This is a genomic window from Marinospirillum alkaliphilum DSM 21637 (genome assembly GCF_900119735.1).
Lineage (GTDB): Bacteria > Pseudomonadota > Gammaproteobacteria > Pseudomonadales > Halomonadaceae > Marinospirillum > Marinospirillum alkaliphilum.
On record NZ_FPJW01000004.1, the window covers coordinates 29640 to 56180 of the forward strand.

General features: G+C 56.6%; 22 protein-coding genes. 14 read left to right on the top strand and 8 right to left on the bottom strand.

The window, feature by feature from the left end; all coding sequences use genetic code 11:
• Positions 1-145 precede the first annotated feature (145 nt).
• Positions 146-1420, top strand: a complete 1275-nt coding sequence (gene gabT, locus BT114_RS06985; protein ID WP_072325651.1) for a 4-aminobutyrate--2-oxoglutarate transaminase — start codon at positions 146-148, stop codon at positions 1418-1420.
• Positions 1421-1423: 3 nt separating this feature from the next.
• On the opposite strand, the gene BT114_RS06990 is transcribed toward gabT, so the two are convergent.
• Positions 1424-1837, bottom strand: a complete 414-nt coding sequence (locus BT114_RS06990) for a hypothetical protein (protein WP_143142784.1) — start codon at positions 1835-1837, stop codon at positions 1424-1426.
• Between the two features lie 32 nt (positions 1838-1869).
• Positions 1870-2286, bottom strand: a complete 417-nt coding sequence (locus BT114_RS06995; protein ID WP_072325653.1) for an acyl-CoA thioesterase — start codon at positions 2284-2286, stop codon at positions 1870-1872.
• Between the two features lie 218 nt (positions 2287-2504).
• Here BT114_RS06995 and BT114_RS07000 point away from each other — a divergent pair, with 218 nt between their 5' ends.
• The 5 genes from BT114_RS07000 (at position 2505) to phoU (BT114_RS07020) (ending at position 9079) form a co-directional block, all read left to right on the top strand.
• Positions 2505-3470, top strand: coding sequence for a PstS family phosphate ABC transporter substrate-binding protein (locus BT114_RS07000; RefSeq protein ID WP_072325654.1), 966 nt, complete (start codon positions 2505-2507; stop codon positions 3468-3470).
• 27 nt (positions 3471-3497) lie between these two features.
• Entirely contained in the window at positions 3498-5750 is a 2253-nt protein-coding gene (locus tag BT114_RS07005; protein ID WP_072325655.1) for an ABC transporter permease subunit, read from the top strand.
• Positions 5751-5768: 18 nt separating this feature from the next.
• On the top strand, positions 5769-7445 hold the full coding sequence (gene pstA / locus BT114_RS07010) for a phosphate ABC transporter permease PstA (RefSeq protein WP_072325656.1): 1677 nt from the start codon (positions 5769-5771) through the stop codon (positions 7443-7445).
• A gap of 68 nt (positions 7446-7513) precedes the next feature.
• Positions 7514-8287, top strand: coding sequence for a phosphate ABC transporter ATP-binding protein PstB (pstB, locus tag BT114_RS07015; protein WP_245770408.1), 774 nt, complete (start codon positions 7514-7516; stop codon positions 8285-8287).
• Between the two features lie 30 nt (positions 8288-8317).
• On the top strand, positions 8318-9079 hold the full coding sequence (gene phoU / locus BT114_RS07020) for a phosphate signaling complex protein PhoU (protein WP_072325658.1): 762 nt from the start codon (positions 8318-8320) through the stop codon (positions 9077-9079).
• 8 nt (positions 9080-9087) lie between these two features.
• On the opposite strand, the gene BT114_RS07025 is transcribed toward phoU (BT114_RS07020), so the two are convergent.
• Positions 9088-10761, bottom strand: a complete 1674-nt coding sequence (locus BT114_RS07025; protein ID WP_072325659.1) for an HD domain-containing phosphohydrolase — start codon at positions 10759-10761, stop codon at positions 9088-9090.
• Positions 10762-11087: 326 nt separating this feature from the next.
• On the opposite strand from BT114_RS07025, the gene BT114_RS07030 reads away from it, so the two are divergent.
• The 7 genes from BT114_RS07030 (at position 11088) to arsJ (ending at position 18912) form a co-directional block, all read left to right on the top strand.
• Positions 11088-12119 (top strand): substrate-binding domain-containing protein, encoded by a 1032-nt coding sequence (locus tag BT114_RS07030; protein WP_072325660.1) that lies wholly within the window; start codon positions 11088-11090, stop codon positions 12117-12119.
• A gap of 78 nt (positions 12120-12197) precedes the next feature.
• On the top strand, positions 12198-13583 hold the full coding sequence (gene pstC, locus BT114_RS07035) for a phosphate ABC transporter permease subunit PstC (protein ID WP_072325661.1): 1386 nt from the start codon (positions 12198-12200) through the stop codon (positions 13581-13583).
• The gene (gene pstA / locus BT114_RS07040) at positions 13576-14982 is read left to right on the top strand and encodes a phosphate ABC transporter permease PstA (protein WP_143142791.1); all 1407 of its coding nucleotides are present in this window, start codon (positions 13576-13578) and stop codon (positions 14980-14982) included. The genes pstC and pstA (BT114_RS07040) overlap by 8 nt, the downstream gene beginning before the upstream one ends.
• 30 nt (positions 14983-15012) lie before the next feature.
• Positions 15013-15819 carry a phosphate ABC transporter ATP-binding protein PstB gene (gene pstB, locus BT114_RS07045; RefSeq protein ID WP_342715776.1) on the top strand — a complete coding sequence of 269 codons (807 nt, stop codon included), beginning with the start codon at positions 15013-15015 and terminating at the stop codon, positions 15817-15819.
• Between the two features lie 13 nt (positions 15820-15832).
• Positions 15833-16561: a phosphate signaling complex protein PhoU gene (gene phoU, locus BT114_RS07050; protein ID WP_072325663.1), complete on the top strand. Its 729-nt coding sequence runs from the start codon at positions 15833-15835 to the stop codon at positions 16559-16561.
• A 105-nt stretch (positions 16562-16666) separates the two neighbouring features.
• Positions 16667-17683 carry an ArsJ-associated glyceraldehyde-3-phosphate dehydrogenase gene (locus tag BT114_RS07055; protein ID WP_072325664.1) on the top strand — a complete coding sequence of 339 codons (1017 nt, stop codon included), beginning with the start codon at positions 16667-16669 and terminating at the stop codon, positions 17681-17683.
• The gene (gene arsJ / locus BT114_RS07060) at positions 17683-18912 is read left to right on the top strand and encodes an organoarsenical effux MFS transporter ArsJ (RefSeq protein ID WP_218163474.1); all 1230 of its coding nucleotides are present in this window, start codon (positions 17683-17685) and stop codon (positions 18910-18912) included. Before BT114_RS07055 ends, arsJ begins: the two co-directional genes overlap by 1 nt.
• On the opposite strand, the gene BT114_RS07065 is transcribed toward arsJ, so the two are convergent.
• Genes BT114_RS07065 through BT114_RS14950 form a run of 4 tightly spaced genes read right to left on the bottom strand, consistent with a single transcriptional unit; the run spans position 18898 to position 24242 of the window.
• Positions 18898-20103 carry a metallophosphoesterase gene (locus tag BT114_RS07065; RefSeq protein WP_072325666.1) on the bottom strand — a complete coding sequence of 402 codons (1206 nt, stop codon included), beginning with the start codon at positions 20101-20103 and terminating at the stop codon, positions 18898-18900. The genes arsJ and BT114_RS07065 overlap by 15 nt on opposite strands.
• Complete coding sequence (locus tag BT114_RS07070; RefSeq protein ID WP_072325667.1) at positions 20100-20999, bottom strand: GAK system ATP-grasp enzyme; 900 nt, start codon at positions 20997-20999, stop codon at positions 20100-20102. Before BT114_RS07070 ends, BT114_RS07065 begins: the two co-directional genes overlap by 4 nt.
• The gene (locus tag BT114_RS07075; protein WP_072325668.1) at positions 20992-22611 is read right to left on the bottom strand and encodes a phosphotransferase; all 1620 of its coding nucleotides are present in this window, start codon (positions 22609-22611) and stop codon (positions 20992-20994) included. Before BT114_RS07075 ends, BT114_RS07070 begins: the two co-directional genes overlap by 8 nt.
• Complete coding sequence (locus tag BT114_RS14950; protein ID WP_072325669.1) at positions 22611-24242, bottom strand: methyl-accepting chemotaxis protein; 1632 nt, start codon at positions 24240-24242, stop codon at positions 22611-22613. Before BT114_RS14950 ends, BT114_RS07075 begins: the two co-directional genes overlap by 1 nt.
• Positions 24243-24432: 190 nt before the next feature.
• Here BT114_RS14950 and BT114_RS07085 point away from each other — a divergent pair, with 190 nt between their 5' ends.
• Positions 24433-25245, top strand: coding sequence for a response regulator (locus BT114_RS07085; RefSeq protein WP_072325670.1), 813 nt, complete (start codon positions 24433-24435; stop codon positions 25243-25245).
• Here BT114_RS07085 and phoR read toward each other — a convergent pair.
• Positions 25231-26541 carry a phosphate regulon sensor histidine kinase PhoR gene (phoR, locus tag BT114_RS07090; RefSeq protein WP_072325671.1) on the bottom strand — a complete coding sequence of 437 codons (1311 nt, stop codon included), beginning with the start codon at positions 26539-26541 and terminating at the stop codon, positions 25231-25233. The genes BT114_RS07085 and phoR overlap by 15 nt on opposite strands.

The following is a 26541-nucleotide window of genomic DNA, read 5'->3' on the forward strand; positions in this document are numbered from 1 at the left end:
GAAGTCTGCCAGTAAAAACCGGCAAGCATAACAGATGAACACCATCAGGCAGCAGCCTTGCGACACAGATGGAAGCTGACTGACTGGAAAAGTAACCCTGCAAACTGCTACCTTGTCTGAACAGCGACTCAAAAACGGAGTAGTCATGAGCAATACCAATCAATCCCTGATCAATCGCAAAAATGACGCCGTGGCACGAGGTGTCGGTTTATTACACCCGGTCTTTGTTGAATCAGCAGAGAACGCTACCGTCACTGACGTGGAAGGCCGCCAGTTCATCGACTTTGCCGGTGGCATTGCGGTGCTCAACACCGGTCACCTGCACCCGAAGGTGAAAGCCGCCGTTGCCGCCCAGCTGGAAAAACTCTCCCACACCTGTTTTATGGTGATGGGGTATGAACCCTACGTGGCCGTGTGTGAAAAAATCAACGCCCTGGCACCCGGCAAGGAGCCGAAAAAAACCGCCCTGTTCACCTCCGGTGCCGAAGCCGTGGAAAATGCCATCAAGGTGGCTCGCGCGGCCACCGGACGCACCGGAATCATTGCTTTTGGTGCGTCTTATCATGGTCGCACCCTGGCAACCCTGGCGCTGACCGGCAAGGTGGCACCCTATTCCACCGGCATGGGACTGATGTCCGGTGATGTGTACCGTGCCCTTTACCCCTGCGAGCTGCACGGTGTCAGTACCGAAGCAGCCCTGGCTTCGATTCAGCGCATCTTCAAGTTTGACGCTGAACCCAGCAACATTGCCGCCATCATTCTGGAACCCGTGCAAGGCGAAGGTGGCTTTTATGTTGCACCACCGGCATTCATGAAAGCCCTGCGTGAACTCTGTGATCAACACGGTATCCTGTTGATTGCCGATGAAGTGCAGACCGGCGCCGGGCGCACCGGTACCTTTTTTGCCATGGAGCAGATGGGCGTCAGTGCCGATATCACTACCTTTGCCAAATCCATTGCCGGTGGCTTCCCCTTGTCCGGTATTGTTGGCAAGGCCGAATGCATGGACAAGATTGCACCTGGTGGTCTGGGTGGCACCTACGGCGGCAGCCCGATTGCCTGTGCCGCAGCCCTTGCTGTGCTGGAGGTATTTGAAGAAGAGCGGCTGCTGGATCGCAGCAAGGCACTCGGGCAGACCATCACCGAAAACCTGAAAGCCTTAGCCAAAGACTTCCCGGCGATTCGTGATGTGCGGGGGTTGGGCGCCATGGTGGCAATGGAAGTGTTCAAGGCTGATGGCACACCGGACAGCGAACTGCCCGGCAAGATCCTCACCAAAGCCCGTGAAAAGGGATTGATCCTTTTGTCCTGCGGACTCTACGGCAACGTCATTCGTATCCTGGTGCCACTGACCGTGCCGGACGAACAGCTGCAACAGGGTCTGCAGATCATCCGTGAGTGTTTTCAGGAGCTGAGCTGATTTTCAGCGCTCAGGACGTCCGGGGCGCGCTGGCGCTTCCGGGCGTTGCTGCATAGGCTGGCGCGAGCCGGCTTCCGGCATATTGCGATGCTGATGCTGCTCGCGCATCATTTCACCGGTTTCACGCCGCTGCTCAGCCTGTTGTTGTTGCTGCTCACGCATGGTCTCAGCTCTTTCGCGAGCCTGTTCTGCTCGCTGCTGGCCCTGCTCTCCACGTTGTTCACGAGCCTGATTGGCTCGATCCAAACCCTGCTGAGAACTTTCTCTGGCCTGATCAGCTGCTGCCTCAGGAAGCGCCAGAGCACCTGAGCGTGCTGCTTCAGCAGCAGGATTGGCGGCAGGATTCTGTTGTGCCTGAGCAGTAACAGCCAACAGCAAGCCCAACGTCATTGCGGAAATCTTGAGGGTTAACTTCATATCCAGCTCCTTGAATGGAAACATCTTTTATTTTATCCCTGACCCGGCAGGGTGCGTATGCGGCCTTTTTCGTCCAGTGCGACCATTACAAATGAGGCCTCGGTGACCTTGTAAAGGGCATTGGGGTCTTTTTCATTGGGCGGCAAAATCCAGACTTCAACATTCAGGCGCATGGAGCTGTTGCCGGTTTCCAGCAGTTCGGTGTGAATCTGCACCAGGCTGCCGATCCGTACCGGGCAGAGAAAATCCATGCCGCTGGTGGCCACGGTGGCGGTGCGTCCGTGGGCCAGACGCGCGGCAGCCAATTCAGCCGCCAGCTCCATCTGAGAAACAACCCAGCCGGCAGAAATGTCGCCATGGAGATTGGTATCTTGCGGGGTAGCCACCAGTTTTAAAGTCAGTTGGCCTTCCGGGCCGGGGTTGTCTTCCAGATCATCAAGTTCGGTCATGGGATCACTTTTATCATTATTCTGTGAAGTATCAAGCTGTACTCAGATTACTACAGATTCACACCACCCGGGCTTTTCGCAGATGCGATACACAAAAGCTTAGCCTGCCAGAAAGGGAAAGCAAGACTTTTTCACCGGCTGAAACACTTTTCATGAAACTGTCATCCTGATCCGTTAAGCTCAGCTGTTGCCCCACATCCAGCCAGGGAGATCCCCTCATGTCCAGTCTCAGATCCTGCAGTTTGCTGGCCTTTCTACTGTTATCCAGCCTGCCACTACAGGCTGGAGCAACGGAGCGCCTGCCGGATTATCAACGGGTCAGTGGCATCTCTGGCAATCTTTCCACGGTCGGTTCAGACACCCTGGCCAATCTGATGACCCTCTGGGCAGAGGAGTTCCGCCGTTTTTACCCTGGCATTCACATCCAGATCCAGGCTTCGGGTTCTTCCACCGCCCCTCCTTCACTGGCCGAGGGCACCGCCAATCTGGGCGCCATGTCTCGCCCAATGCGGGATTCGGAAATTCAGGCCTTTGAAATGCGCCACGGCTATCCACCCACCGCCATTCCAGTGGCCATTGATGCACTGGCTGTTTATGTCCACAAGGATAACCCTCTGCCGGGCCTGACACTGGCTCAGGTGGATGCCATTTTTTCATCCACCCGCCACTGTGGTGCCCGCAGCCGGGTCAACCGCTGGGGTGAGCTGGGATTAACCGGCAGCTGGACACAGCGCCCCATCCAGCTTTATGGTCGCAACTCGGTATCCGGCACCTATGGGTATTTCAAGAATGTGGCCCTGTGTGGCGGTGATTTCCGTAACAACGTTAATGAGCAACCCGGCTCTGCATCAGTGGTGCAGGCCATTTCCACTTCATTGAATGCCATCGGTTATTCCGGCATCGGTTACCGAACCTCTTCAGTGCGCGCCGTTCCGATTGCCGTTGCAGAAGGTCAGCCGTTTATTGAAGCGACAGCAGAGCAGGCTTCACGCGGTGACTTTCCACTGTCTCGCTTCCTTTATGTGTATGTGAATCAGCGCCCCAATCAGCCGCTGCCACCGCTGGAACGCGAGTTTATTCGCATGTTACTGTCTCATCAGGGCCAACAGGTGGTGTTACGTGACGGTTATATCCCGCTGTCAGCAGAGCTGGTCCAGCATCTTCAACAACAGCTTGGTCTGTAATCTGCCCGTTATGTCCAGAGCCCCTGCATGAAATCCATTTCCGAAAAACTGGAACAGGAACTGAACAGTCCGCGCATCCGACGTCAGCGGCGGCTGCGGGCTGGACGCGACAAGGGTGTACGTTGGCTGGTCGGTGCTGGCGGGCTCGGTGTGATTCTGGCCATCACGCTGATTTTTTTCTATTTATTCCACGAAGTCTTGCCGCTGTTTCAACCGGCCACCACCCGTCATGGACCCGTACTGCAACTGGATCTACCCGATCAGGAAGCCCCGCTGCTGCTGCTGACCGAAGAACAGGAACAAATGGCTGGCCTGTTGATGCCTTCAGGCCAGCTGCACTTTGTTGATCTTGCCAGTGGACAGCTGCAACAAAGCCTGCAGCTGGATCTGCAAGGCGCACGCATCTCCAGCATCAGCCCACCCCATGCAGACAGTCGGCTGTTACTGCTGGGTCTGGATACGGGTCAGTTACTGGTCACACGAGTTGAGTTCACCCTGGCTTTCAGCCAGGAAGGCCAGCCGCGTGGCATTCAGCCCAGCCTGAGCTTCCCTCTGGGTCAGCAACCCATATCCATCAATCACCAGGGACAGGCCATCCGGTTATTGCACCATCAGCAACAGGAGCAGGAAATCACCCTTGCTGCTGTCAGTGGAACACAGCTGACCCTGCTGCGTTACAACAACACCCGCAGCCTGTTTCCCGGTGCGGGCACCCAAACCAGCCAGCGCCTGGAACTGGAGCTGGATGAACCACCGGATTACCTGTTAACCACACCGGGGCACCGGCTGGTGTATCTGGCCCGCCAGGATGGAACCCTGACCCTGCTGCAGGATCAACAAGGTCAACAGCACCAACTCTTGCCAAACGGTGGTCAGATCACTGGACTAACCCTTCAGCTGGGCAGCCAGTCACTGCTGGTCAGTGACAGTCATGGCCACGTCAGTCAGTGGTTCATGGTGCGTGATGAGCAGGAAAATCGACAGCTGACCCACATTCGCACCCTGCAACTGGGCCAGCAACCCGTTACCCATTTGCTGCCCGAAGCCAGACGCAAAGGACTGGTGGCAGCAGATGCCACGGGTCAACTGGGTGTGTTCAGCACCACCGCAGAAAACCGGGTGATCAGTGGGCCACTGCTGCCGGAACAGCCACAACTGATGGCACTGTCGCCGCGTGGCAGCCTGTTGCTGACACTGGATCAACACCAGCACTTGCACCAGTTGCACCTGCACAATCCCCACCCTGAAGCATCTTTCAAGGCACTGTGGGGCAAGGTCTGGTATGAAGGTTATCCAGAACCCGAGTGGGTCTGGCAGTCCTCTTCAGCCTCCAATGCCTTTGAACCCAAGTTCAGCCTGACCCCGCTGGCATTCGGCACCCTGAAAGCAGCTTTTTATGCCATGCTGCTGTCGATCCCGCTGGCGCTGTGTGGTGCCATTTACACCGCCTTTTTCATGGCACCGAGCCTCAGGCGCAAGATCAAACCGGTGATTGAATTGATGGAAGCGCTGCCCACTGTGGTGCTGGGCTTTTTTGCCGGATTGTTCCTGGCACCCTTCCTGGAGCAATACCTGCCGGGCATTCTGGCGCTGCTGTTGATGCTGCCACCCGGTATGCTGCTGTTTGGTTACCTCTGGTCACGCCTGCCGGAAACCCTGCGCCACGCCCTGCCGGATGGCTGGCATGCCATATTACTGATCCCGGTGATCCTGCTGATCAGTTGGGTGTCGCTGAGCCTCAGTCAACCACTGGAGCTGCTGCTGTTCAGTGGTGACATGCAACACTGGTTAACCAATGAAATGGGCATCCCCTATGATCAGCGCAATGCACTGGTGGTGGGATTTGCCATGGGTTTTGCCGTGATCCCCACCATTTATTCCATCGCGGAGGACGCCCTTTTCGGTGTGCCTCGCTCACTCAGTCATGGTTCACTGGCACTGGGTGCCACCCCCTGGCAAACCCTGACCCGAGTGATTTTACCCACTGCCAGCCCCGGTATTTTTTCAGCCATCATGATTGGATTGGGACGAGCCGTGGGGGAAACCATGATTGTGCTGATGGCCACCGGCAACACCCCGGTGATGTCGGCCAATATTTTTGAAGGCATGCGCACCCTGGCCGCCAACATTGCGGTGGAAATGGGTGAATCAGCAGTCGGCAGCACGCATTACCGCATCCTGTTCCTGGCAGCGCTGGTGCTGTTTGTATTCACTTTTGTTTTTAATACGCTGGCTGAAGTGGTACGCCAGCGTTTGCGACAGAAATACAGTCGCCTCTAGGCAGAAAAGGGATTCACCATGTACAACTCGCTGCAGCAATGGTTTCGCACCGGGCAACCCTGGATCTGGCTGAATGCCGGTGCGGTCACCATCAGCCTGCTGTTGGTCATCGGTCTGATGGGTATTCTGCTGGTGCGTGGCCTGGGTCACTTCTGGCCAGCCCCGTTGCAGCTGGTGACCTATACCGATCCGCAGGGTGAGGAGTTGCAGTTACTGGGTATCCGGGTTGAACGCCAGCAGGTCACTGCCGACCAGATACGCAATGCCGGACTGCCGGTTCCACCTGGCGTGGATCTGTTGCAACGCCAGTTGATCAAGGTGGGTAACCGCGACCTGTATGGCCTCGATTTCCGCTGGGTGCTGGAATACCAGTTATCCAACCTGCATCACCCGCGCCACGCCGTGGTGATTCAGCGCAGTGAATGGGGTAATTTCCATGGTTTCATCCGTGGCATCCAGGAAGGTGGACTGCTGATCGCAGAACAACAACCGGATGAAAACCGCCTGTGGGACGAAGTACAGTTACGCCTGCAGCGCGTGCAATTGCTGCAGCGTAAAATGCGCCAGCTGGAACAACGCGACATCAGTGCCATCAACCATCAACTGGAGCGCCTGCGACTGGCAGAACGACGCATGGCGTTGCGTGGACAGACAGATGCCACCCGACTGGCCGCCCTGCAGCTGGAGCGCCGCAACCTGCAGGCAGAATACCAGCGACTGGAACAGCAACTGCTGGCCATCCATCAACCCCTGGCCCGAGACAGCCTGCTGGTGCAAACCGCTGATGGCCAGCAACTGCTGCTGCCATTCCGGAACCTGGTCAGTATTCATCAACCCAACAACCTGTCACTGCTGCAGAAAATCAGGCTTTACCTGCTGAATCTCTGGGCTTTTGTGTCAGAAGGACCGCGCGAAGCCAATACCGAAGGTGGCATTTTTCCTGCCCTGTTCGGCACCGTGATGATGGTGTTGATCATGTCAGTGATGGTGGCCCCCATGGGGGTGGTCGCCGCCATTTACCTGCATGAATATGCCCGCCAGAACTGGCTGACTCGCAGCATTCGTATTGCCGTCAACAATCTGGCCGGCGTGCCTTCCATTGTTTACGGGGTGTTTGGTCTGGGCTTTTTTGTCTATTTTGTTGGTGGTGGGCTGGACCGGATCTTTTTCCCCGAAGCGCTACCGGCACCCACCTTTGGCACACCCGGCCTGCTGTGGGCTTCCCTGACGCTGGCATTATTGACCCTGCCGGTGGTGATTGTGGCCACTGAAGAAGGTCTGTCACGGATTCCCCGTTCGGTTCGTGAAGGCTCCCTGGCGCTGGGTGCCACCCAGGCTGAAACCCTCTGGCGCGTGGTGTTGCCGATGGCCAGCCCGGCCATGATGACCGGTGTGATTCTGGCAGTGGCACGTGCCGCCGGTGAAGTGGCGCCGCTGATGCTGGTGGGTGTGGTGAAACTGGCCCCCAGCCTGCCGGTGGATCTGAATGCACCCTATGTCCATCTGGAGCGTAAATTCATGCACCTGGGTTTTCACATTTATGATGTGGGTTTCCAGAGCCCCAATATTGAAGCCGCCCGGCCACTGGTGTACGCCACCGCCCTGCTGCTGGTGCTGGTGATTCTGGTGCTGAACCTGACCGCCATTGCACTGCGTAACCACCTGCGGGAAAAATACCGCGCCCTGGACATGTAACAGGCATAACCATGAACAAGTTTTCAGACACTTCGTCATCATCCAGTCGCCGCCCGCTGCACCGACAGATGCCAGACATCACTCAGGAAAAGGTCTGCATTCAGGTGCAGGACTTTTCACTGTTTTATGGCAAGGTGCCAGCCCTGCAGCAGGTCAATCTGGATATTCCCTGCCAGCGGGTCACCGCGTTCATCGGCCCTTCCGGTTGTGGCAAGTCATCCCTCATTCGCACCTTCAACCGCATGAACGATCTGGTTGAAAATGCCAGCCATCAGGGCCGGATCCTGATTGATGGTGAGGACATTCATGCCCGCGGCGTGGATGTGCCGGATCTGCGCCGTCGCGTGGGTATGGTGTTCCAGAAACCCAACCCCTTCCCCAAAAGCATTTATGAGAATGTTGCTTATGGTCTGCGGGTGCAGGGCATCAACAACAAACGTCTGCTGGATGAAACCATCGAATGGGCACTGCGCTCTGCAGCCCTGTGGGATGAAACCCGTGATCGCCTGCACGAATCAGCCCTGGAGCTGTCCGGCGGTCAGCAGCAGCGACTGGTGATTGCCCGCACCATTGCCGTAAAACCGGAAATTCTATTGCTGGATGAACCTGCTTCGTCACTTGACCCCATCTCCACCCTGAAGATTGAAGAACTCATCCATGAGTTAAAAAACCGCTTCACCATTGTCATTGTCACCCACAACATGCAACAGGCGGCACGTGTCTCTGACTACACTGCGTTTATGTATATGGGAGAAGTGGTGGAGTTTGATAACACCGAGCGACTCTTCACCAACCCGGCTCACAAACAGACTGAAGACTATATCACCGGCCGTTACGGCTGATCACCAGAACCCCTGAGGCAAGCAAACATCATGAGAATCAGCAAGGAAAGTCATACCAGCCACATTTCCCAGCGTTATAACGAAGAACTGGAAGACATCCGCAGCCATCTGCTGGAGATGGGGGGGCTGGTGGAAAAACAGATTCAGGATGCCATTCAGTCATTGATCGATGGTGATACCCGGCTGGCCAGCGAAGTGCGCCAGCGTGACAAACAGGTCAACCGCCTGCAACTGGAGCTGGATGAACAGTGCACCCAGATTCTGGCCCGTCGCCAACCGGCTGCCTCCGACCTGCGACTGGTGCTGGCGGTGATTCGTGCCACCTCTGACCTGGAGCGCATGGGTGATGAGGCCAGCAAGATTGCCCGCGCCACGCTGCTGCTGGCAGAAGAAGGCCATTCTCCACGGGGTTACATTGAAGCCCGTCACTTGGGTGCACATGTCCGCCAGATGGTGCAGGATGCCCTGAATGCCTTTGCCCGCTTTGATACCAGCCAAGCGCTGGCAGTCCTGCGTGAAGATGACAATGTGGATCTGGAATACCGCTCTGCCACCCGCGCACTGGTGACCTTCATGATGGAAGATCCCCGCTCCATCTCCAAGGTGATGAACATCATGTGGGTACTGCGTTCCCTGGAGCGGGTCGGCGATCACGCCAGCAATCTGGCGGAAATTGTCATTTACCTGGTGGAAGGACAGGACGTGCGTTACACCAAAACCGAAAAGATCGAGGCCGCCATCAGCCAGCACACCCGTCTTGGCACACGCACCGATGAGGACCTGGAAGGCTGAATCACCGATCAGGCTCCGTATTCACCCAGAATCCGACCCAGCTGCATCATGGTCTGATCAGTGATGCGCTCCTGACGCAATAACTGTTCCGGCGCATCGAGGCTGTACAGCAACTCCACCTCTGCCGGCTCACCCTGGTGGTCCACCCGGATCACCCGGGCCACCTGGCCCTTTTCAAAATGAATGCAGCTGCCCACCGGATAAAGCCCGTGGATCCGGATGTAATGCTCCAGCATGTTCAGATCATAAGCCTGGTCATGCTGCTTCATCCAGGCATAAGCCTCGGTCCAGGACAGCGCCGGTTGCCCCGGATAATCACCGGTCAGGCAATCCAGTTTTTTCACCACCGCCAACGCACGCGTCAAGCTATCCTGCTGATTGCCGGATAAGCCCCGCGGAAACCCACTGCCATCCAGCTTTTCATTGGCGTTCACGATCACTGCTTCAGCCAAGCCACGTGGAATCCAACTGAGTTTTGCCGTTGCTCGTAACAGCTGCAGCAGACTGATGCGGTACTCCTGACGGCGCATGATCAGTTGCCCTTCCGTCGGACAGGCAAAACCATCCACCAGCAACCGACCCAGATCATGCAGCAGAATGGCCGCCATCAAGGCCAGTTGAAAACGATCACTGATGCCAATACGCAGTGCCAATGGATAAAAGCGGGCGGCAACACGCAGATGGTGGAGCAGCAGGCTGTGGCAGTGACTGACATCACACAACTGCAGGTGCAATTGACCCGGATTGTCTTCCAGCAACTGGATCAACCGCTTGCTGAGCAGTTCCAGTTGTTCTGCACTCAAACCCTTGCCACTGCCCAGCAGCAGCATCTGGCCACCCAGACGATCAGCAATTTCATGAATCGGGGAGGTGTGCGCCGCTGCTTTGAATGGCGGATGATCCGCAGGATATTGATAAAGCCAGGAAGGTTTCAGGTGGCCATAGTGCTCTTTGCCAATACGCGCCACCTCGCGTTCGGTTTCCAGTGTGAAACGCATGATGCGTTTTTCATCCGCTTCACTGAGATTAACAAAACGACCACCCAATAATGCCTTGTCAAAATCACTGCTGGGCAACAAGCAGATCCTTTCCAGCTGCAACTGCAACTGCTCCCCACAGGGAAACGCCAGTGTCAGTGGCAGTTGCTGCCGTTCAATGCCCAGCAACAGGCTGCTCTGGATCGGCAGAACCAATCGACAACCACCATAAGAAAGATCCAGCAGGCGCCCCTCAATCAAACGACCGAGGTGCTGAACCTGCGCCCGGACCATCAGACTGGCAGACAGGTGCACCCGAAAGGAGGATCGCTGGAACACCCGGCTCAGGTGTCGAGGCAACTGAACGCGCAGCAACAGGTACTTGTTGAACAACTCCACCCTGAGCACTTCCAGCGCATGACTCTGATAAAGCTGATGTGCAAAATTCAGTTGCAGACTGATCAGATGGGCATGAGTCAGTAACTGCAGGTGATCTGGCGCACCATTCACCCGCAGCACAAGGGATTGGGCAGACATGTCCAGCGACCAGTCCGCTACCTGAAAACGTGCATCTGCCGCCGGTTTTTCATCCGGTAGCAAGGGTTGTATACGCGGCTGAAGGTCTGGGTCCTTTGTACTGAGCAATTGCTGCAGTAAAGGTCCAGCCAACACCTCTCCATAACCGTGTGTTGCTGACAGAGCCATGACACATCTCCTGCATCATTCATCCCCTCCCGCCCCAACGACCACCGGAAAGGTTGATTAGCGTCAATAAAAATTCCATTAAGATGATTCTATGAAATAATCAGTTAATGTTCAATAAAAATATACTTTATTGATTTCATTGCTAAAGCTGCCGTCTGTCTGAGCCAAAAAAGCGTCATTCCTGCTCCTGCGCACTGTCATCCAACTGTCACATTCTCGACATCTGGCTGAAATAAACTCGCTGCAAACTGCGTTTCAGTTAGCGATCAATTCAAAGGCCCTCTGCCTGCTGGTCGTGACTATTAAAACCAGACGAGGAATGAAGCATGACTTTTCGCAACAAAACCCTTTCCCTGGCACTGACTGCTGCAGCCAGTGTTGCCCTGGCCGCTCCGGCTCTGGCTCGTGACACCATTCAGATTGCCGGTTCATCCACCGTGCTGCCCTTTGCTTCCATCGTGGCTGAAGAATTTGGTAACTCCTTCCCGCAGTTCCGTACTCCAGTGGTCGGCTCTGGCGGCTCCGGTGGCGGTCTGCGTCAGTTCTGTCAGGGTGTGGGTCCGAACACCATCGACATCGCCAACTCTTCTCGCCCGATTCGTCCCAACGAACTGGCCAACTGCAAGAGCAACGGCGTGACTGAAGTGATCGAAGTGAAATTCGGTTATGACGGCATTGTGTTTGCTTCCCGCTCTGACAGCGCCAATTACGCGCTGGAGCCACGCCACGTCTTTCTGGCCGGTGCCGCTCAGGTTCCACAGAATGGTCGCATGGTACGCAACCCCTACACCCGCTGGAATCAGATTGATCCCAGCCTGCCAAACCAGGAAATCCTGCTGGTCATCCCCGGCTCCAACCACGGCACCCGTGAAGTTTATGAAGAAACCGTGGTACACCCCGGCTGCCATAGTTTTGCCGAAGTCAAAGCCATGGACAGCAGCGCTCGCAACAACTTCTGTAACGCCATTCGTACCGATGGTCGCGTGGTGGAAGTAGCCGGTGACTACACTGAAACCCTGGCGCGCCTGGATGCCCAGCGCAATGCCCTGGGTGTATTCGGTCTGAGCTTCTACGACCAGAACCGTGACCGCCTGCAGGTTGCCACCATGAGTGGTGTCACCCCCAGCCTGGAAACCATTGCTTCCGGCGAATACCCGGTATCCCGCCCGCTGTTCTTCTACGTCAAGAACCAGCACGTGGGTGTGATCCCCGGCCTGCTGGAATACAGCCTCTACTTCATGAGTGAAGAAGTGGGTGGTGATGGCAGCCCGCTGGAGGCCGCCGGTCTGATCCCGATGCCTAGCAACGAGCGTCGTGATGTGATCCGCAGTGTGCGTGCTCGCACCATCATGCAGTAATTGCTTTAACCACAAGAACCGGGGCTCTGCTTGCATCCCCGGTTTTTGCACATCAGCAAGATATAGGGCAAAACATATATGAGTAATCTGGTATTGATGACGCTGTTGCTGATGGTCATGGCACTGGCTTATCAGCTGGGTCTGACCCGCAGCAAACGGGTGGCTGTCACCACCAATGGGACAGGCTTCCGGATGCATTCGCGTCCCACCTACCACGGCATGCTGGTGGCTTTCTGGGCCGTAGTCCCGGCAGCAGCCATTTTTGCAGTCTGGAGTCTGGCACAGCCTGGCATCATCAACGCCTTGGTACTCGCCCAACTTCCACCTGAATTCCAACCGACCACGGATACCGAACAGCGTATTCTGCTGCGCCGCCTGGCCAATCTGGCCTCAGGTTTTGGTTTGACTGAAGAAGCAGCTGATTACGAACTGGCCGCTGCGGCTTACCTGAACCAGTTGCACGGCATCGGCCGCACCCTGATGACGGCGTTGATGGCTGCCGTGGCCGCCACTGCACTGGTACTGGCCTGGCGCCGGATCGAACCCCATTTGCGCGCCCGCAATCAGATGGAAAGCATCATTCGCTGGCTGCTGATCATCTGTTCCACCGTGGCCATCCTGACCACCGTCGGCATTGTGCTGTCGATGCTGGGCGAAGCCTTCCGCTTCTTTACCTTTGTGAACCCGCTGGATTTCTTTTTTGGCACCACCTGGAACCCTCGTTTTTCGACGGTCGGCACCGATGGCCAGACCGGATTTGGCATGTTGCCACTGCTGTGGGGCACCCTGATGATCGCCCTGATTGCACTGGCAGTGGCGATCCCGGTCGGTCTGATGGCAGCCATCTACATGGCTGAATATGCGCCATCCAAGGTCCGCTCCACGGCCAAACCCATCATTGAGGTGCTGGCCGGTATTCCAACCATTGTTTACGGCTTTTTTGCCCTGATCACTGTTGGCCCTTTCCTGAACCAGCTGGGCGCCAGCTTCGGACTGGAAATTCGTACCACCTCAGCCTTAACCGCTGGTGTGGTGATGGGCATCATGATCATTCCGTTCATCTCTTCACTCAGTGACGACATCATCACCCAGGTACCCAAAGCCATGCGAGACGGCTCCCTGGGACTGGGCGCCACCAAATCAGAAACCATCCGCAAGGTGGTTTTGCCTGCAGCACTGCCCGGTATTGTCGGTGCCATCCTGCTGGCCGCCAGCCGTGCCATTGGTGAAACCATGATTGTGGTGCTGGCCGCCGGTAACAGCCCGGTATTAACAGCCAACCCCTTTGAGGCGGTGTCCACCATGACCGTCACCATCGTCAACCAGTTAACCGGCGACCTGGACTTTGCCAGCCCCCAGTCACTGGTGGCCTTTGCCCTGGGCCTGACCCTGTTTGTCATCACCCTGCTGCTGAACGTGGTGGCACTGGTGATTGTCCGCAAATACCGTGAACAGTATGAGTGAAGCCATGACCCCTTCTGATTCCGAGCAAACCAAGACCCAGCAGCCAGACCTCATGGATCTGGCTCAGAAACGCGATCTGATGCAACAGCGTGTGGCTGCGTCCTTAAAACGCCGCCATGCCAGTGAAAAACGCTTTCGCCTTTACGGTATGGCAGCAGTGACTGTGGCCCTGTCTTTTGTGGCCATCCTGTTCATCACCATTCTGTCCAAAGGTTTACCTGCCTTCTGGCAGGCCACCCTGACACTGGATGTGTATTTTGACCCGGAAATCATCGAAATTGATGAAAAGCCGGTGCGCCAGCCCGGTGAAAGTGACGGTGCCTTCCAGCAGCGTATGCTGGCCTGGCAAACCGACCTGGGCTTTGTGAATTTCAACCGCATCATTCTTAACTCTCTGGCTGAAGTGCTGCCGGAAGCACCCCGTTATCAGCGGGATGCCATGCGCCTGGTGACCAGTGGTGAACGTTTTGGACTGCGTCAGCTGGTGGAAGACAACCCGGCCATTGTGGGTCAGACCCTGCGCCTGAAACTGCTGGCGGATGCCAACGTGGATGTCTGGTTAAAGGGCAACATCGACCGCAGCCTGCCGGACAGTCAACAGCAGTTAAGTGCGCGCACCCGCGCCTGGGCGGATGAGCTGGCCGAACGCGGCATCATTCGCAACCAGTTCAGCACCGCCCTGTTCATGAATGCTGACTCGCGCAGTTCACTGGCATCTGCCGGTCTGGCCGGTGCCTTCATGGGCTCACTGATGATGATGCTGATCGTGATGTTCCTGGCGGTGCCAGTGGGTGTGGCCTCGGCCATTTACCTGGAAGAGTTTGCACCGAAAAACCGCCTGACCGATCTGATTGAAGTGAACATCAACAACCTCGCCGCCGTACCCTCCATTGTGTTTGGTCTGCTGGGTGCATCGGTGTTCATCCTCTGGTTCAAACTGCCCTTGTCAGCACCGATTGTCGGTGGCCTGGTGTTGTCATTGATGACCCTGCCCACCGTGATCATTGCCACCCGCTCCACCCTCAAGGCCATTCCACCGTCCATCCGTCAGGCGGCACTGGGTATTGGTGCCTCCAAGGTGCAGTCGGTATTCCACCATGTGTTGCCACTGGCGATTCCCGGCATTCTCACCGGCTCCATTCTGGGTGTTGCCCAGGCACTGGGTGAAGCCGCACCACTGCTGTTGATTGGCATGAGTTCTTTTGTTGCCAGTGTACCCGGCAGCCCCTTTGACCAGTCCACCGCCCTGCCGGTACAGATCTACCTGTGGCAGGGCAACGAGCTGCGTAACTTCTTCGAAGCACGCACTTCAGCAGCCATCATTGTGCTGCTGGCCCTGATGATCTCCCTTAATGCGCTGGCGATCTGGCTGCGCAGACATTTTGAAACACGTTGGTAAGCCATGAGAGGACAGCCAGCCATGAATACCATGCAAGTCAGTTTTGGTGAAAAAAAGGATAACGCCGCTCAGGCCGAACACGCCGTGAAAATGAGTGCCCGCGATGTGAAGGTGTTTTACGGGGATAATGAAGCCCTGCACGGCATCAACATGGACATCCTCGAAAATGAGGTGATTGCCTTCATCGGTCCATCCGGTTGCGGCAAGTCCACCTTCCTGCGTTGCCTGAACCGCATGAATGACACCATCGATACCGCTCGCGTCACCGGTCTGGTGACACTGGATGGCAAGGACATCTACGACCGCAGCCTGGACGTGGTGCAACTGCGCGCGCAGGTCGGCATGGTGTTCCAGAAACCCAACCCCTTCCCCAAATCGATTTTTGAAAACATTGCTTATGGCCCGCGCCTGCACGGTCTGGTCGACAACAAGCGCGATCTGGATGAAGTGGTGGAGTCCAGTCTGCGTCGCGCCGGTCTCTGGGACGAGGTGAAGGATCGTCTGGAGGCACCCGGCACCGGTCTGTCCGGTGGTCAGCAGCAGCGCCTGTGCATTGCCCGTGCCATTGCTGTCAGCCCGGAAGTGATTCTGATGGACGAACCCTGTTCGGCACTGGACCCAATTGCCACGTCCATCATTGAAGAGCTGATTGATGAGCTGAAAGGCAGTTACACCATCGCCATCGTGACCCACAACATGCAGCAAGCAGCACGGGTTTCCGACAAGACGGCATTTTTCCACCTCGGTAATCTGGTGGAGCTGAACGATACCCGTGAAATCTTCACCAATCCGCAGGATTCACGTACCGAAGACTACATCACTGGCCGTTTCGGCTGATCGGGAGTCAGACATGAGTACCCAACGCATTGACGGACACATCTCACAACGTTTTGATGAAGAAATGGAAGGCATCGTCAGCGACCTGCTGGCCATGGGTGAACTGGTCACCGAACAGACCGAGTCCGCCCTGTTTGCCTTCATTCGAGGCGATGTTGCCCTGGCACAGGATGTGATCAGCAAGGACACCCGCATCAATGAACTGGAACTGGAAATTGATGATCACTGCATCCAGATTCTGGCTCGACGCCAACCGGCGGCCGGTGACCTGCGTGCCGTGGTCGCCATCATGAAGGCCATCAAGGATCTGGAGCGCATTGGTGATCAGGCCAAACGCATTGCGCGCATTGCCGTGAAACTGGCGGATGCCGATGAACGTTACCAGAAGCAGTATGGTGAATTTGAGCTGATCGGCAGCCATGTCATCAGCATGCTGCAGAACACCCTGCAGGCCTTTCGTGAAATGGACGCTGACAAAGCCCTGGCTGCCGCACTGCAAGACAAATCCATCGACAGTGATTATGAAGCCATCCTGCGCCAGAACATGACCTACATGATGGAAGACCCCCGCAACATCACCCGCATCGTGGAAATGACCTGGGTGGGTCGCGCCATTGAACGCATTGGTGATCACGCCCGCAATGTCTGTGAGTACACCATTTATCTGGTGCAGGGGCTGGATGTGCGTCACAAGGATGATGACCAGCTGCAGGCCATCGTGCAAAGTCGACCCAAACGCTGAGCCATTGTCATCTTAGTGTCATGGTTCACCCTCAGTATTGCGCATATACCCCAACACATATATGTTGTGTTAAACATATGAATCGTGGTTTTGACGAGGTGAATCATGGCAATCAAAGTAGGCATCAATGGTTTTGGTCGTATGGGCAGGCTGGCATTACGCGGTGCCTGGGACTGGCCGGAACTGGAATTTGTGCAGATCAATGACCCGGCAGCGGATGCAACCAGCCTGGCACACCTGCTGAACTTTGATTCCGTGCAAGGTCGCTGGCAACACGAGGCCCATGCCGAAGGTGACCAGATGATCATTAACGGTCGCACCCTGCGCTGCAGCCAGCAGAAAGAAATTGCTGATGTCGACTGGTCCGGCTGTGATCTGGTCCTGGAATGTTCCGGCAAGAAAAAGACCACTGAAGTGCTACAGGCCTATCTGGATCAGGGTGTAAGACGGGTGGTGGTTTCAGCCCCGATCAAGGAAGCCGGTGTACTGAATGTGGTGATGGGTGTGAATGACACCCTGTATGATCCAACCCAACACCGGATTGTCACTGCTGCCTCCTGCACCACCAACTGCCTGGCGCCGGTGGTCAAGGTGATTCATGAAGCCCTGGGCATTCGCCATGCCAGCATGACCACCATCCACGACCTGACCAACACCCAGACCATTCTGGATGCACCCCACAAGGACCTGCGTCGTGCCCGTGCCTGCGGCATGAGCCTGATTCCCACCACCACCGGATCGGCCAAGGCCATCATCGAAATCTTCCCGGAGCTGGCCGGACGCATTAATGGTCATGCGGTACGGGTGCCACTGGCCAATGCATCACTGACCGATTGTGTGTTTGAAGTGGAGCGCGCCACCAGTGCCGAGGAAGTGAATGCACTGCTGAAGGCTGCGGCGGATGGCCCGTTAAAAGGCATTCTGGGTTATGAAGAACGTCCGCTGGTATCCATTGATTACAAGGGTGACCCCCGTTCCAGCATTGTGGATGCCCTGTCCACCATGGTCGTTAATGGCACCCATGTGAAAATCTACGCCTGGTATGACAATGAGTGGGGTTATGCCCTGCGACTGGCGGAGCTGGCTCGCAAGGTTGGGCTGCTGGATCAGGGCGCTGCATGATGCTGGCAGGACTACCACTGGCGGTGCGGCAATACCTGATTGTCACCGGCAACTACTGGGCCTTCACCCTCACTGACGGTGCCCTGCGCATGCTGGTGGTGCTGCACTTCCACCTGCTGGGTTACAGCCCGCTGCAGATTGCACTGTTGTTTGTGTTTTATGAGGTGTTTGGTGTCATCACCAATCTGGTGGGCGGCTGGCTGGGTGCCCGCATCGGGTTGAATCGCACCATGAACATCGGCCTGGCCTTGCAGGTCGGTGCCCTGCTGATGCTGACGGTACCCGCCGAATACCTGACGCTGGTGTGGGTGATGCTGGCCCAGGCTTTGTCCGGCATTGCCAAGGACCTGAACAAGATGAGCGCCAAAAGCAGCATCAAGCTGCTGGTGCCGGAACAGGCTCAGGGCCGTTTGTATCAGTGGGTGGCATTACTGACCGGCTCCAAAAATGCCTTGAAGGGCATCGGCTTTTTCCTCGGTGCGCTGCTGCTGACGCTGGTCGGTTTCAGTGGGGCACTGCTGGCCATGGCGGCCATGCTGGCGCTGGTGTGGTTGTTTTCCATCTTCACCCTGAAAGAAGAGTTGGGGCGGATGAAAAACAAGCCCAAGTTCACGGATGTGTTTTCCAAGAGCCGAGCCATCAACTTCCTGTCAGCTGCGCGGCTGTTCCTGTTTGCCTCGCGGGATGTATGGTTTGTGGTGGCCTTGCCGGTATTCCTGAAAGAAACCCTGGGCTGGGATTTCTGGCTGGTGGGTGGCTTCATGGCGGTGTGGATTCTGGGTTACGGAGTGGTGCAATCACTGGCTCCACGCTTCACCGGCAAGGCCTCCGGGCAGATCCCCGGTCGTGGTACAGTGGTCAGTTGGGGACTGTTGCTGGCATTGTTGCCGGCACTGATTGCTCTGGGTTTCATGACGGATCTGGACCCGGCACAGGTGCTGGTCACGGGTCTGCTGATCTTTGGCGCAGTGTTTGCGGTCAACTCTTCACTGCACAGCTACCTGATTGTCAGTTATGCCCGTGGCGATGGTGTATCCCTGGATGTTGGTTTTTATTACATGGCCAATGCCATGGGTCGCCTGTCTGGCACTCTGCTATCCGGTTGGGTGTATCAGGTTTATGGACTGGAAGCCTGCCTGTGGATTTCAGCCCTGCTGGTGTTGCTGGCTGCTCTGGTGTCTCTGGCGCTGCCACCGGGACGACCACAAACAGCCTCAACCAACTCGTAACAAACGCGGCCGGGGGTAGTCTGCAGCCACTGCCAGCACCTGTGCATCTGGCAGCAGCAGGGTAAACCCGGCACCCTCACCTTTCAGTCCGTTTTCCCGGCGCGTTGTCGGGTTCAGACTGATGTCGGCATCAATGCACAGCAAGCCTTCGCGACAGACCAGTTGCTGACCTGCGGTGAGGTTGCGATGACCATTCACCAGCAGCTGAATGCCGGATTGGCTCAGCGCTGTTGCACCCTGTTGCGTGAAGGCCCATTCATGGCTGCGGTATTTGGTACGCAGCAGGCTGGCAGCAGCACTGAAATAAACGGCAAATGCCATTTCATCCTGGCCGCTTAACAACTGCACCTGAAACTGCTGATCCATGGCAGCCACACCTTGCTGCAGCAGAGCCTGAGCCTGAGAGTCATCAACACCGGCATGGCTGAACAACACACCGGCATCCCGGTGCAGCAGTTGCAGGGCAGCGGTGAAAGCAAAGGCCTCACCCTCAGGATGCAAAAACCGGCTGCGCCAGCACTCTGCCACCGCATGCACCTGACGCCAGCTCATCCGGCGCTTTTTACGCTCGGCCAGAAAAGCATCCCGCCGACGGGCAAAACGACGAATTTCCGCTTCCACTTGCAACACCGGCAACCGACCTGCCACCGCTTCGGAAAAACGCACGACCCAGTCATCCGGTGGCAACAGCCGCTGACAACAGGTTGCTTCATCCGGCTGGGCAGCTTCATCCAGATCACGCCGCAAAGCATCCGCCCAGCTGAAAAAACGACTGCCCTGACGCAGAAAAAAATGCCCGGTCAGGGGATCACTGCTACGCCCCACTGCCTGCATTGCCAGATAAGTGCGTACATCATGATTACCGGCCAGCAGTGTCAGTTGCACCTGCTGCTGCAGTCGCAACAACTGCTGCACCAGCTTCAGCGGTTGCTGGCCCTTGTCAAAATAATCACCGCCCAGCACCAATCGAAAGTCACTGACCGGCAGCAGCGGCTGTAACTCACCCTCAGCATCCAGCCCAAAAAAACCGGTGGCCAGCAGGCTGGTGGTCAGGGCTTCCGGGGTGGCATGCAGATCACTGATGAAAATCACCGGCTGATGAGGCCAGCGGCTTGCATCCGGCAATAACTGGCAAGCCTGCGGCAAAGGCCAGGCTTCTGCGGTGGCCAGCAGATGTTTAAAGGGTGTCATGCCAGACCCTGGCGCAACTGCTGCAGGGCATGTTCGGCACAATAACCGGCAATATCCAGCCCGGTGGCGGTCTGACAGCCACGAAATCCGCCCAGTGCCGAAACCTCAAACACCACCGGCCCCTGTTCACCCAGCGCCAGATCCACCGTGGCAAAGTCCAGTCCGAAGGGCTTTTGTGCGCGCCATGCCAGATCAATCAGTGAGGCATCCGGCTGACAGGCAGCATAACGGCCACCGTTACTGGTGCTGGTGTTCCAGGCTCCCTCTGCTGCCACCCTGGCATAAGCGCCCAGGTATTCACCGCCCAGAAAAACCAGCGCCATGTCCTGCCCCGGCAGATGAATGCGCTGCTGCACATAAAGCAGCGGGTGCTGCTGGTGATAGTCTGCCAGTGCCGCTTTTAATTCTGCTTCCGGCTGCTCTGCCGACAGGGGCAGCATGCCACGCGCCTTGCTGGAAAACATGGGCTTTAAAATCACCTGCCCCCACTGCTGAATGCACTGCAGGGCTTCCTTTTCACTGGCCGTGATGCGTGTGGCAGGCATCGGCAGATCCTGATTGCGCAGTGTCACGGTACAGGCCAGCCGATCCAGCAAGCGCAACAGACTGCCCGCCGGGCTGAACACCCGAACTCCAGCCGCTTCCGCCACCCGCAGCATTTCCAGCCGCTGCAGGGTCAGGGGGCCGGGCTGTGCACCGACCTTGCGCACCACTATGGCATCCAGTTCACAGAGGTTGATGCCCTGCGCCATCAGACGCCGGTGTTGCAGATCCAGACTCAGTTCAGCCAGGTCCAGCACCAGCCGAAAACCGGTTCGCTCTTCCAGTGCATCCGCCATCACTTCAGTGGACCACTTGCCGGGAGTACCTATCACTGCAATACGTGGATCAGCCATGCAACCACTCCTTCAGATGAATCTGCAGGGGCTTGTTGGGTTTCTGTTGATGCAATGCCAGCAGCAGCCTGCAACCCTGCTCAAACAGTTCACGGGCATGAGCCCGATCCAGCAGATAACGGGTGGAAGTGATCAGACTGCGCCCCAGGCCCAGGGTCATGCGCAACTCAAAGCCATCATCCTGATGTGCGCTGGCAAAAGCCTGTGCCATATCAAACATCTGCCAGGCGGTTTGCCGGGCGCGCTGGCGTGATTCACTTTCAAACAGCGGCAACCTCAGGCAGGACACCATGAACACCGAAACATCCTGTACATAATCCATCTGTCTTGAGCGGTGCAGGTCAATGAAACGCACCTTCTCTTCACGGGCGTCATACAAGAGGTTGTCGAGATTGAAATCTCCGTGAATATAGACAGAAAAGGGGGCCGGTGCCTTCTGCTCCAGTTGCCCCGCTGCCTGCAACAGATCAGCCAGCGTCATGGCTTGCTGCTGCCAGCGCCGAAATTCCGGGTGCACGTTGTAAACCGAGGGCAGGCGTTTGCCCAGTTGGCGCATGTACTGACCGCTGATCGGGCGGGACTGCAGGGTTGCCTCCCATACCTGGGGCAACAGTGCCAGCAAATGGGTCATACCGGCCTGCAATGCCGGTGCATCCTCCTGCAACAACAACCGCTCAAAGGTCAGGCCCGGCAGGTGCTCAATGATCAGGGATGCAGAATCACCCTGGTCATGGTGTGACAGGATCTGCGGGGCAATGCCGGGAAACAGGCTGTTCCACTGACGCAATCCGCGTTTTTCCTCTTTCACCTTGTGCAGTTCACCTTCCTTGAGCACACCAATCATACTGCCGGTTCCGGCTTCACTGGCCAGTGCTGCAATCGAGTTGCCGGAACGGGTTTCAGCCAGCGGAGCCAGTGACAGCCCCTGCCAGTCCGGTTCCACTCCCAATTGGGTCATCATGGATTTTAATGACCGCAGTTGTGCCGGACTCATGGGTTGGCCCAGCAGCACACTGATCAGTGACTCACAGATGCTGACCAGTGCCTGCCCCATTTCATGGATATGACGCGCCAGAAACAGACTGATGATCAGCAGCTCAGGATTCTCCTGCTGTTTCAAGGCTTTCAGGTGGGCTTTGCGCACCCGCTGATAAAAGCGGGTCAACTTGCGTTGCACCCGACTGATACGAAGGATTTCATGGGCATCCGGTGTGCTGATCAATTGCTCAAGTTGCTGCAGCGTCTGATCCACCTGCTGCAGGCGCTTGATGTAACGCTGCGGCCTTTGCAGGCGCTGACCTTCCAGTTGCAGGGCTTCCCGGGCTGCCTCCCGGCATAAGGTGGCAATACGCTCCAGCTCGTCGGCAGTATCACCGGCAGCACGCACCGAAGGCAGCAAGTGCCCATCTGTACTGGCGTGCAGCTGCTCCAACGCCCGCTGCTGCACTCGGTGTGCCAGTTGATGCGGCTGACCACGGCGTCGCAGCAGACCCTGTGCCAACGCAGCGCCCGGTTTTTCCAGCAGCCGCTGCAATTCCTGTAACTGGGTGCGAACCTCGGCCAGCAGCAACAGCAATGGATGGCGCACGGCATCAGCCAGCAACAACTGCATCAGATCACCTTGAACTGGCGCACCTTGGTGCGCAGACTGACCGCCAGATCCGCCAGCTCCTGGCTGATGCGGGTGGACTCACCAGCTTCCTGACTGAGTCGGGTGACATCTGCATTCAGCTGTCCAACACCATCACGGGTCTGGTCTGCTGCCAGCTTCTGCTGTTCCGTGGCAGCCGAAATACCGGCATTCACCTCGGCAATGGACTGCACCGCCTGGCTGATGGCTTCCAGGGCAACACTGGATTCGCGGGCAAAATCAACACTGCCTTTAACCTGATCACCGGCCTGCTGCATCGACTCCACCGCCAGATCAGCCTGCTGCTGCAACTGTTGCAGCATCTTGCGAATGGATTCAGTGGCACTGGCAGTACTGGCGGATAGACTGCGCACTTCATCAGCCACCACTGCAAATCCGCGTCCGGCTTCTCCGGCTCGTGCTGCTTCAATGGCTGCGTTTAATGCCAGCAGGTTGGTCTGTTCCGCAATGTTCTGGATCACCCCCAGCACCCCGGAGATATTGGCTGATTCACGATGCAGACCGGCAATGATTTCGGCTGCACTCGCCATCCGTCCAGCCAGCTGCTCGGTGACCTGCATGCCCTCACTGACTTTTCCGGCACCGTCGCTGCTTAATACATCCGCCTGACGCGCCAGCCGTGCGGCATGGTCTGCACTGGCGGCAACATCCGCTATGGCCTGGGACATCTGGCTGATGGATGCAGCCATCTGATCGGTTTCACTGGCCTGATTGATGGCACTGCTGCTGACTTCTTCACTGATGGCGTGCATACGACCGGCATGTTTTTTCAGCTGGTTGGCATTACGCTCCATGTCCTGAATCAACTGCTGGAAGTGGCTTAACATGGTGTTCAATGCCGTGGCAGCCTCTGCCACCTCATCACTGCCCCTGACTGAAGATCGCAGGGTCAGGTCGGAATCCCGCTCCACCGCAAGAATCAGACGACGCAGTTCATACAGCGGCAACTTGATGGAACGCTGAATACGCCAGGCCAGTAACAAGGAACCCAGCACCAGGCCAGTACCGCCCAGCAGATACCAGGCCGCCATACGCTCGGTCAGGCCTGCCGCTTCCTGCTGCACATCAGCGGCAGCATGGATCTGGGCTTGCACCAGTTGATCCAGCGCCTGGCCCATGGCATTTAAATGCTGCCCCACTTCACCGTTAAAGGTGGACTCATTGAGAATACGCACAAACAGGGCATCAGTACCGGCTGGCTGCAACCACTCCTGATACAGGCGCAAGGCTCGCTCCACCTGTTGATCCGCTTGCTGATCCAGCTCATTGTCAGCATCCGGCCGTACCGATTGATAAGCAGACCAGTAACCTTTTGCCTGTTCCAGCAGTTGTGTCACTGAATCCCTGGTTGCATCCTGACTGGCCCAGCCAGTCCGGTAACGGCGTATCTCATCCAGCGCCGTTTGTTGCAGCAAACGCTGGGTATGGAGCACATCACCGAGAATGACCAGATGCTGGTCATAAAGCCGGTCAAAAAGTTCGTCCTTGAATTCCGAGACCCGAAAGGAGGCGACCAACACCAGGAGCAACCCCAGCATGGGAACGCCACCCAATAACAACAGGCGGATGGGAATATTCAGGCGATTCAGCATGTTTTCTCTCACGTGGGTGACTTCGAAAACGGATTATCTGACGCCCGGATGACACTTTTCTTACAGCGAAGCTGTTTTATGTCATCTGATTGCATTTTTTAACAAACACATCGCATCACCGTGCATCCAGGTAGGCGGAAAGGTTAGAATCCCTTTCATAAACTTTCAGCACGCAGATACGGAACAGACCATGACCACCATCCGCATTCTCAGCATTGATGATGACAAGTTCATCCGCGAACTGATTGATAAAACCCTGCGCAGTGAATTGAAAGGTTTTGAGATCCATCAGGCCGAGAACGGTAAAAAAGCTCAACAACTGCTGCAGAATCACAGTTTTGATCTGGTGCTGTGTGACTGGGAAATGCCGGAAATGACCGGTATCGAACTGCTGAAATGGGTGCGCAAACAAGAGACGTTAAAAGCCCAGCCTTTTGTGCTGATCACCAGCCTGGACCAGAAAGAACATGTGGTGGAAGCCGGTAAAGCTGGTGTCAGTGACTACCTGAGCAAACCCTTTTCACCCAAACAGCTGATCGACAAGGTCATGAAACAACTGATCAAGTCGGGTCGAGTCAGCCGTGAAGAAGCCATGTCGCTGATGCGCAAGGATCGTATCGCAGCAGCGGGTGGCGCGGAATTGCTGGCCGGGGGTGGTGCTCCTCGCGCCGCGGCCCCTGCCAGGCGCAGCAAAGGCAAGGGGCTGTTGAACTGGGATCAGCAGCGTTGCCCGGTAGCCATCCGCGAGATCAACCGTGAAGAGGCGCTGTTAACCCTGAAAACACCCAAGGGCTTTCCATCCCTCGGTGGTCAGGTACAGCTGTTACTGGCTGCGGGTACTGATGAAGCACCGGTGCGCATCAGTGTACCGGCACTGGTCTACAGCCTGCAGCTGGCCGAAAAAACTGCCGAGTGTGACACCGCCCACCTGCGCATCCAGTTGCAACCGGAAAGCGCCGAAGCAGCAGCCCAACTGGCTAAAGTCTTGTTACTGGTCGGTTGACAGGTAAACCTTGGACAGCGGGAAGTGGCAGGTGAAACTGCTGCCTTCACCCTGGCGGCTGCGAATATCCAGCTTGCCCTGATGGCGCAACATCACGTGTTTTACAATCGCCAGGCCCAGGCCCGTACCGCCGGTGGAGCTGGAGCGCCCCTGATCCACCCGGTAAAAACGTTCGGTTAAACGCGGCAGATGAGCCGGATCAATACCCGGGCCATTATCCTTCACTTCCAGATGAGCCCCGGCTCGGTCATGAAACCAGTGCAACTGGATTTCAGTACCGGCGGGTGTGTACTTCACTGCATTAAACACCAGATTGGAAAAAGCACTGCGCAGCTCTTTTTCAGAACCATAAATCTGCAGATGCGGGTCCAGATCCAGTTGCACCCGGTGTAGTTCACCAGATAGCGCCAGCGCATCTGTGCGAATGGAACGCAGCAGCGTCACCACATCAATCGGCTCTGCCTCCGCTTCAAAATCACTGGTTTCCAGGCGCGACAGGGTCAGCAGATCTTCCACCAGATGTTCCATGCGGGTGGATTGCTGACGCATCAGCAACAGGCCACGCTGCCATTTGCTGGGGAGGTTATCGGCATGATCACTGAAGGTTTCCAGATAACCGGACAAAACCGTCAGTGGTGTGCGCAGTTCATGGGACACGTTGGCAATGAAGTCCTGCCGCATGCGTTCCAGCCGCTGCATGCGGGTGAAATCACGGATCAGCAGCAGCCGTTCATTTTCACCAAACAGCGTGACCTGGTATTCCAGCGTGCGCCCTTCGGCAATCGGGGATGGCAGAATCAAGGGTTCGGCATAACGCTGCTGCTCAAAATACTCCACAAAACGTGGCTCACGCAGCAGGTGAGTAATGGGGTGACCACGATCACCGGGGTGGCGCAGACCAATCAGCCCTTCAGCGGCCTTGTTCCACCACTCCAGGTCGCCCTTGCTGTCGATCATCACCACCCCATCACGCAGTGCCTGACTCGACTCCTGAATGCGATCCAGAGTCTGTTTCAGCCGCAGTTGACTGCGTAATTGCTGGCGCTGGTAATGATAAAGGGCATCAAATACTTCACCCCACAAGCCTTTGGCTTCCGGCGGCTCTGACTGAGGCTGCTGCAACCAGCGCTGCAATCGCCATAACTGATGGATGTTCAGCAGTGCATAAACCAGGCACCCGGACAGAGCTCCAGACAGCACACCGACCCATCCATAACCTGCAACCCAACCCAGCAGTGCGCCGATCACCAGCAGCAACAGCAGTCGACGCAACTCCCTGTGGACAAGTTGTTTCAC

Bases quoted from the DNA above. Each gene is read 5' to 3' on its own strand.
- gabT (WP_072325651.1), top strand. From the start codon at position 146: ATGAGCAATACCAATCAATCCCTGATCAATCGCAAAAATGACGCCGTG.
- BT114_RS06990 (WP_143142784.1), bottom strand. From the start codon at position 1,837: ATGAAGTTAACCCTCAAGATTTCCGCAATGACGTTGGGCTTGCTGTTG.
- BT114_RS06995 (WP_072325653.1), bottom strand. From the start codon at position 2,286: ATGACCGAACTTGATGATCTGGAAGACAACCCCGGCCCGGAAGGCCAA.
- BT114_RS07000 (WP_072325654.1), top strand. From the start codon at position 2,505: ATGTCCAGTCTCAGATCCTGCAGTTTGCTGGCCTTTCTACTGTTATCC.
- BT114_RS07005 (WP_072325655.1), top strand. From the start codon at position 3,498: ATGAAATCCATTTCCGAAAAACTGGAACAGGAACTGAACAGTCCGCGC.
- pstA (WP_072325656.1), top strand. From the start codon at position 5,769: ATGTACAACTCGCTGCAGCAATGGTTTCGCACCGGGCAACCCTGGATC.
- pstB (WP_245770408.1), top strand. From the start codon at position 7,514: ATGCCAGACATCACTCAGGAAAAGGTCTGCATTCAGGTGCAGGACTTT.
- phoU (WP_072325658.1), top strand. From the start codon at position 8,318: ATGAGAATCAGCAAGGAAAGTCATACCAGCCACATTTCCCAGCGTTAT.
- BT114_RS07025 (WP_072325659.1), bottom strand. From the start codon at position 10,761: ATGGCTCTGTCAGCAACACACGGTTATGGAGAGGTGTTGGCTGGACCT.
- BT114_RS07030 (WP_072325660.1), top strand. From the start codon at position 11,088: ATGACTTTTCGCAACAAAACCCTTTCCCTGGCACTGACTGCTGCAGCC.
- pstC (WP_072325661.1), top strand. From the start codon at position 12,198: ATGAGTAATCTGGTATTGATGACGCTGTTGCTGATGGTCATGGCACTG.
- pstA (WP_143142791.1), top strand. From the start codon at position 13,576: ATGAGTGAAGCCATGACCCCTTCTGATTCCGAGCAAACCAAGACCCAG.
- pstB (WP_342715776.1), top strand. From the start codon at position 15,013: ATGCAAGTCAGTTTTGGTGAAAAAAAGGATAACGCCGCTCAGGCCGAA.
- phoU (WP_072325663.1), top strand. From the start codon at position 15,833: ATGAGTACCCAACGCATTGACGGACACATCTCACAACGTTTTGATGAA.
- BT114_RS07055 (WP_072325664.1), top strand. From the start codon at position 16,667: ATGGCAATCAAAGTAGGCATCAATGGTTTTGGTCGTATGGGCAGGCTG.
- arsJ (WP_218163474.1), top strand. From the start codon at position 17,683: ATGCTGGCAGGACTACCACTGGCGGTGCGGCAATACCTGATTGTCACC.
- BT114_RS07065 (WP_072325666.1), bottom strand. From the start codon at position 20,103: ATGACACCCTTTAAACATCTGCTGGCCACCGCAGAAGCCTGGCCTTTG.
- BT114_RS07070 (WP_072325667.1), bottom strand. From the start codon at position 20,999: ATGGCTGATCCACGTATTGCAGTGATAGGTACTCCCGGCAAGTGGTCC.
- BT114_RS07075 (WP_072325668.1), bottom strand. From the start codon at position 22,611: ATGCAGTTGTTGCTGGCTGATGCCGTGCGCCATCCATTGCTGTTGCTG.
- BT114_RS14950 (WP_072325669.1), bottom strand. From the start codon at position 24,242: ATGCTGAATCGCCTGAATATTCCCATCCGCCTGTTGTTATTGGGTGGC.
- BT114_RS07085 (WP_072325670.1), top strand. From the start codon at position 24,433: ATGACCACCATCCGCATTCTCAGCATTGATGATGACAAGTTCATCCGC.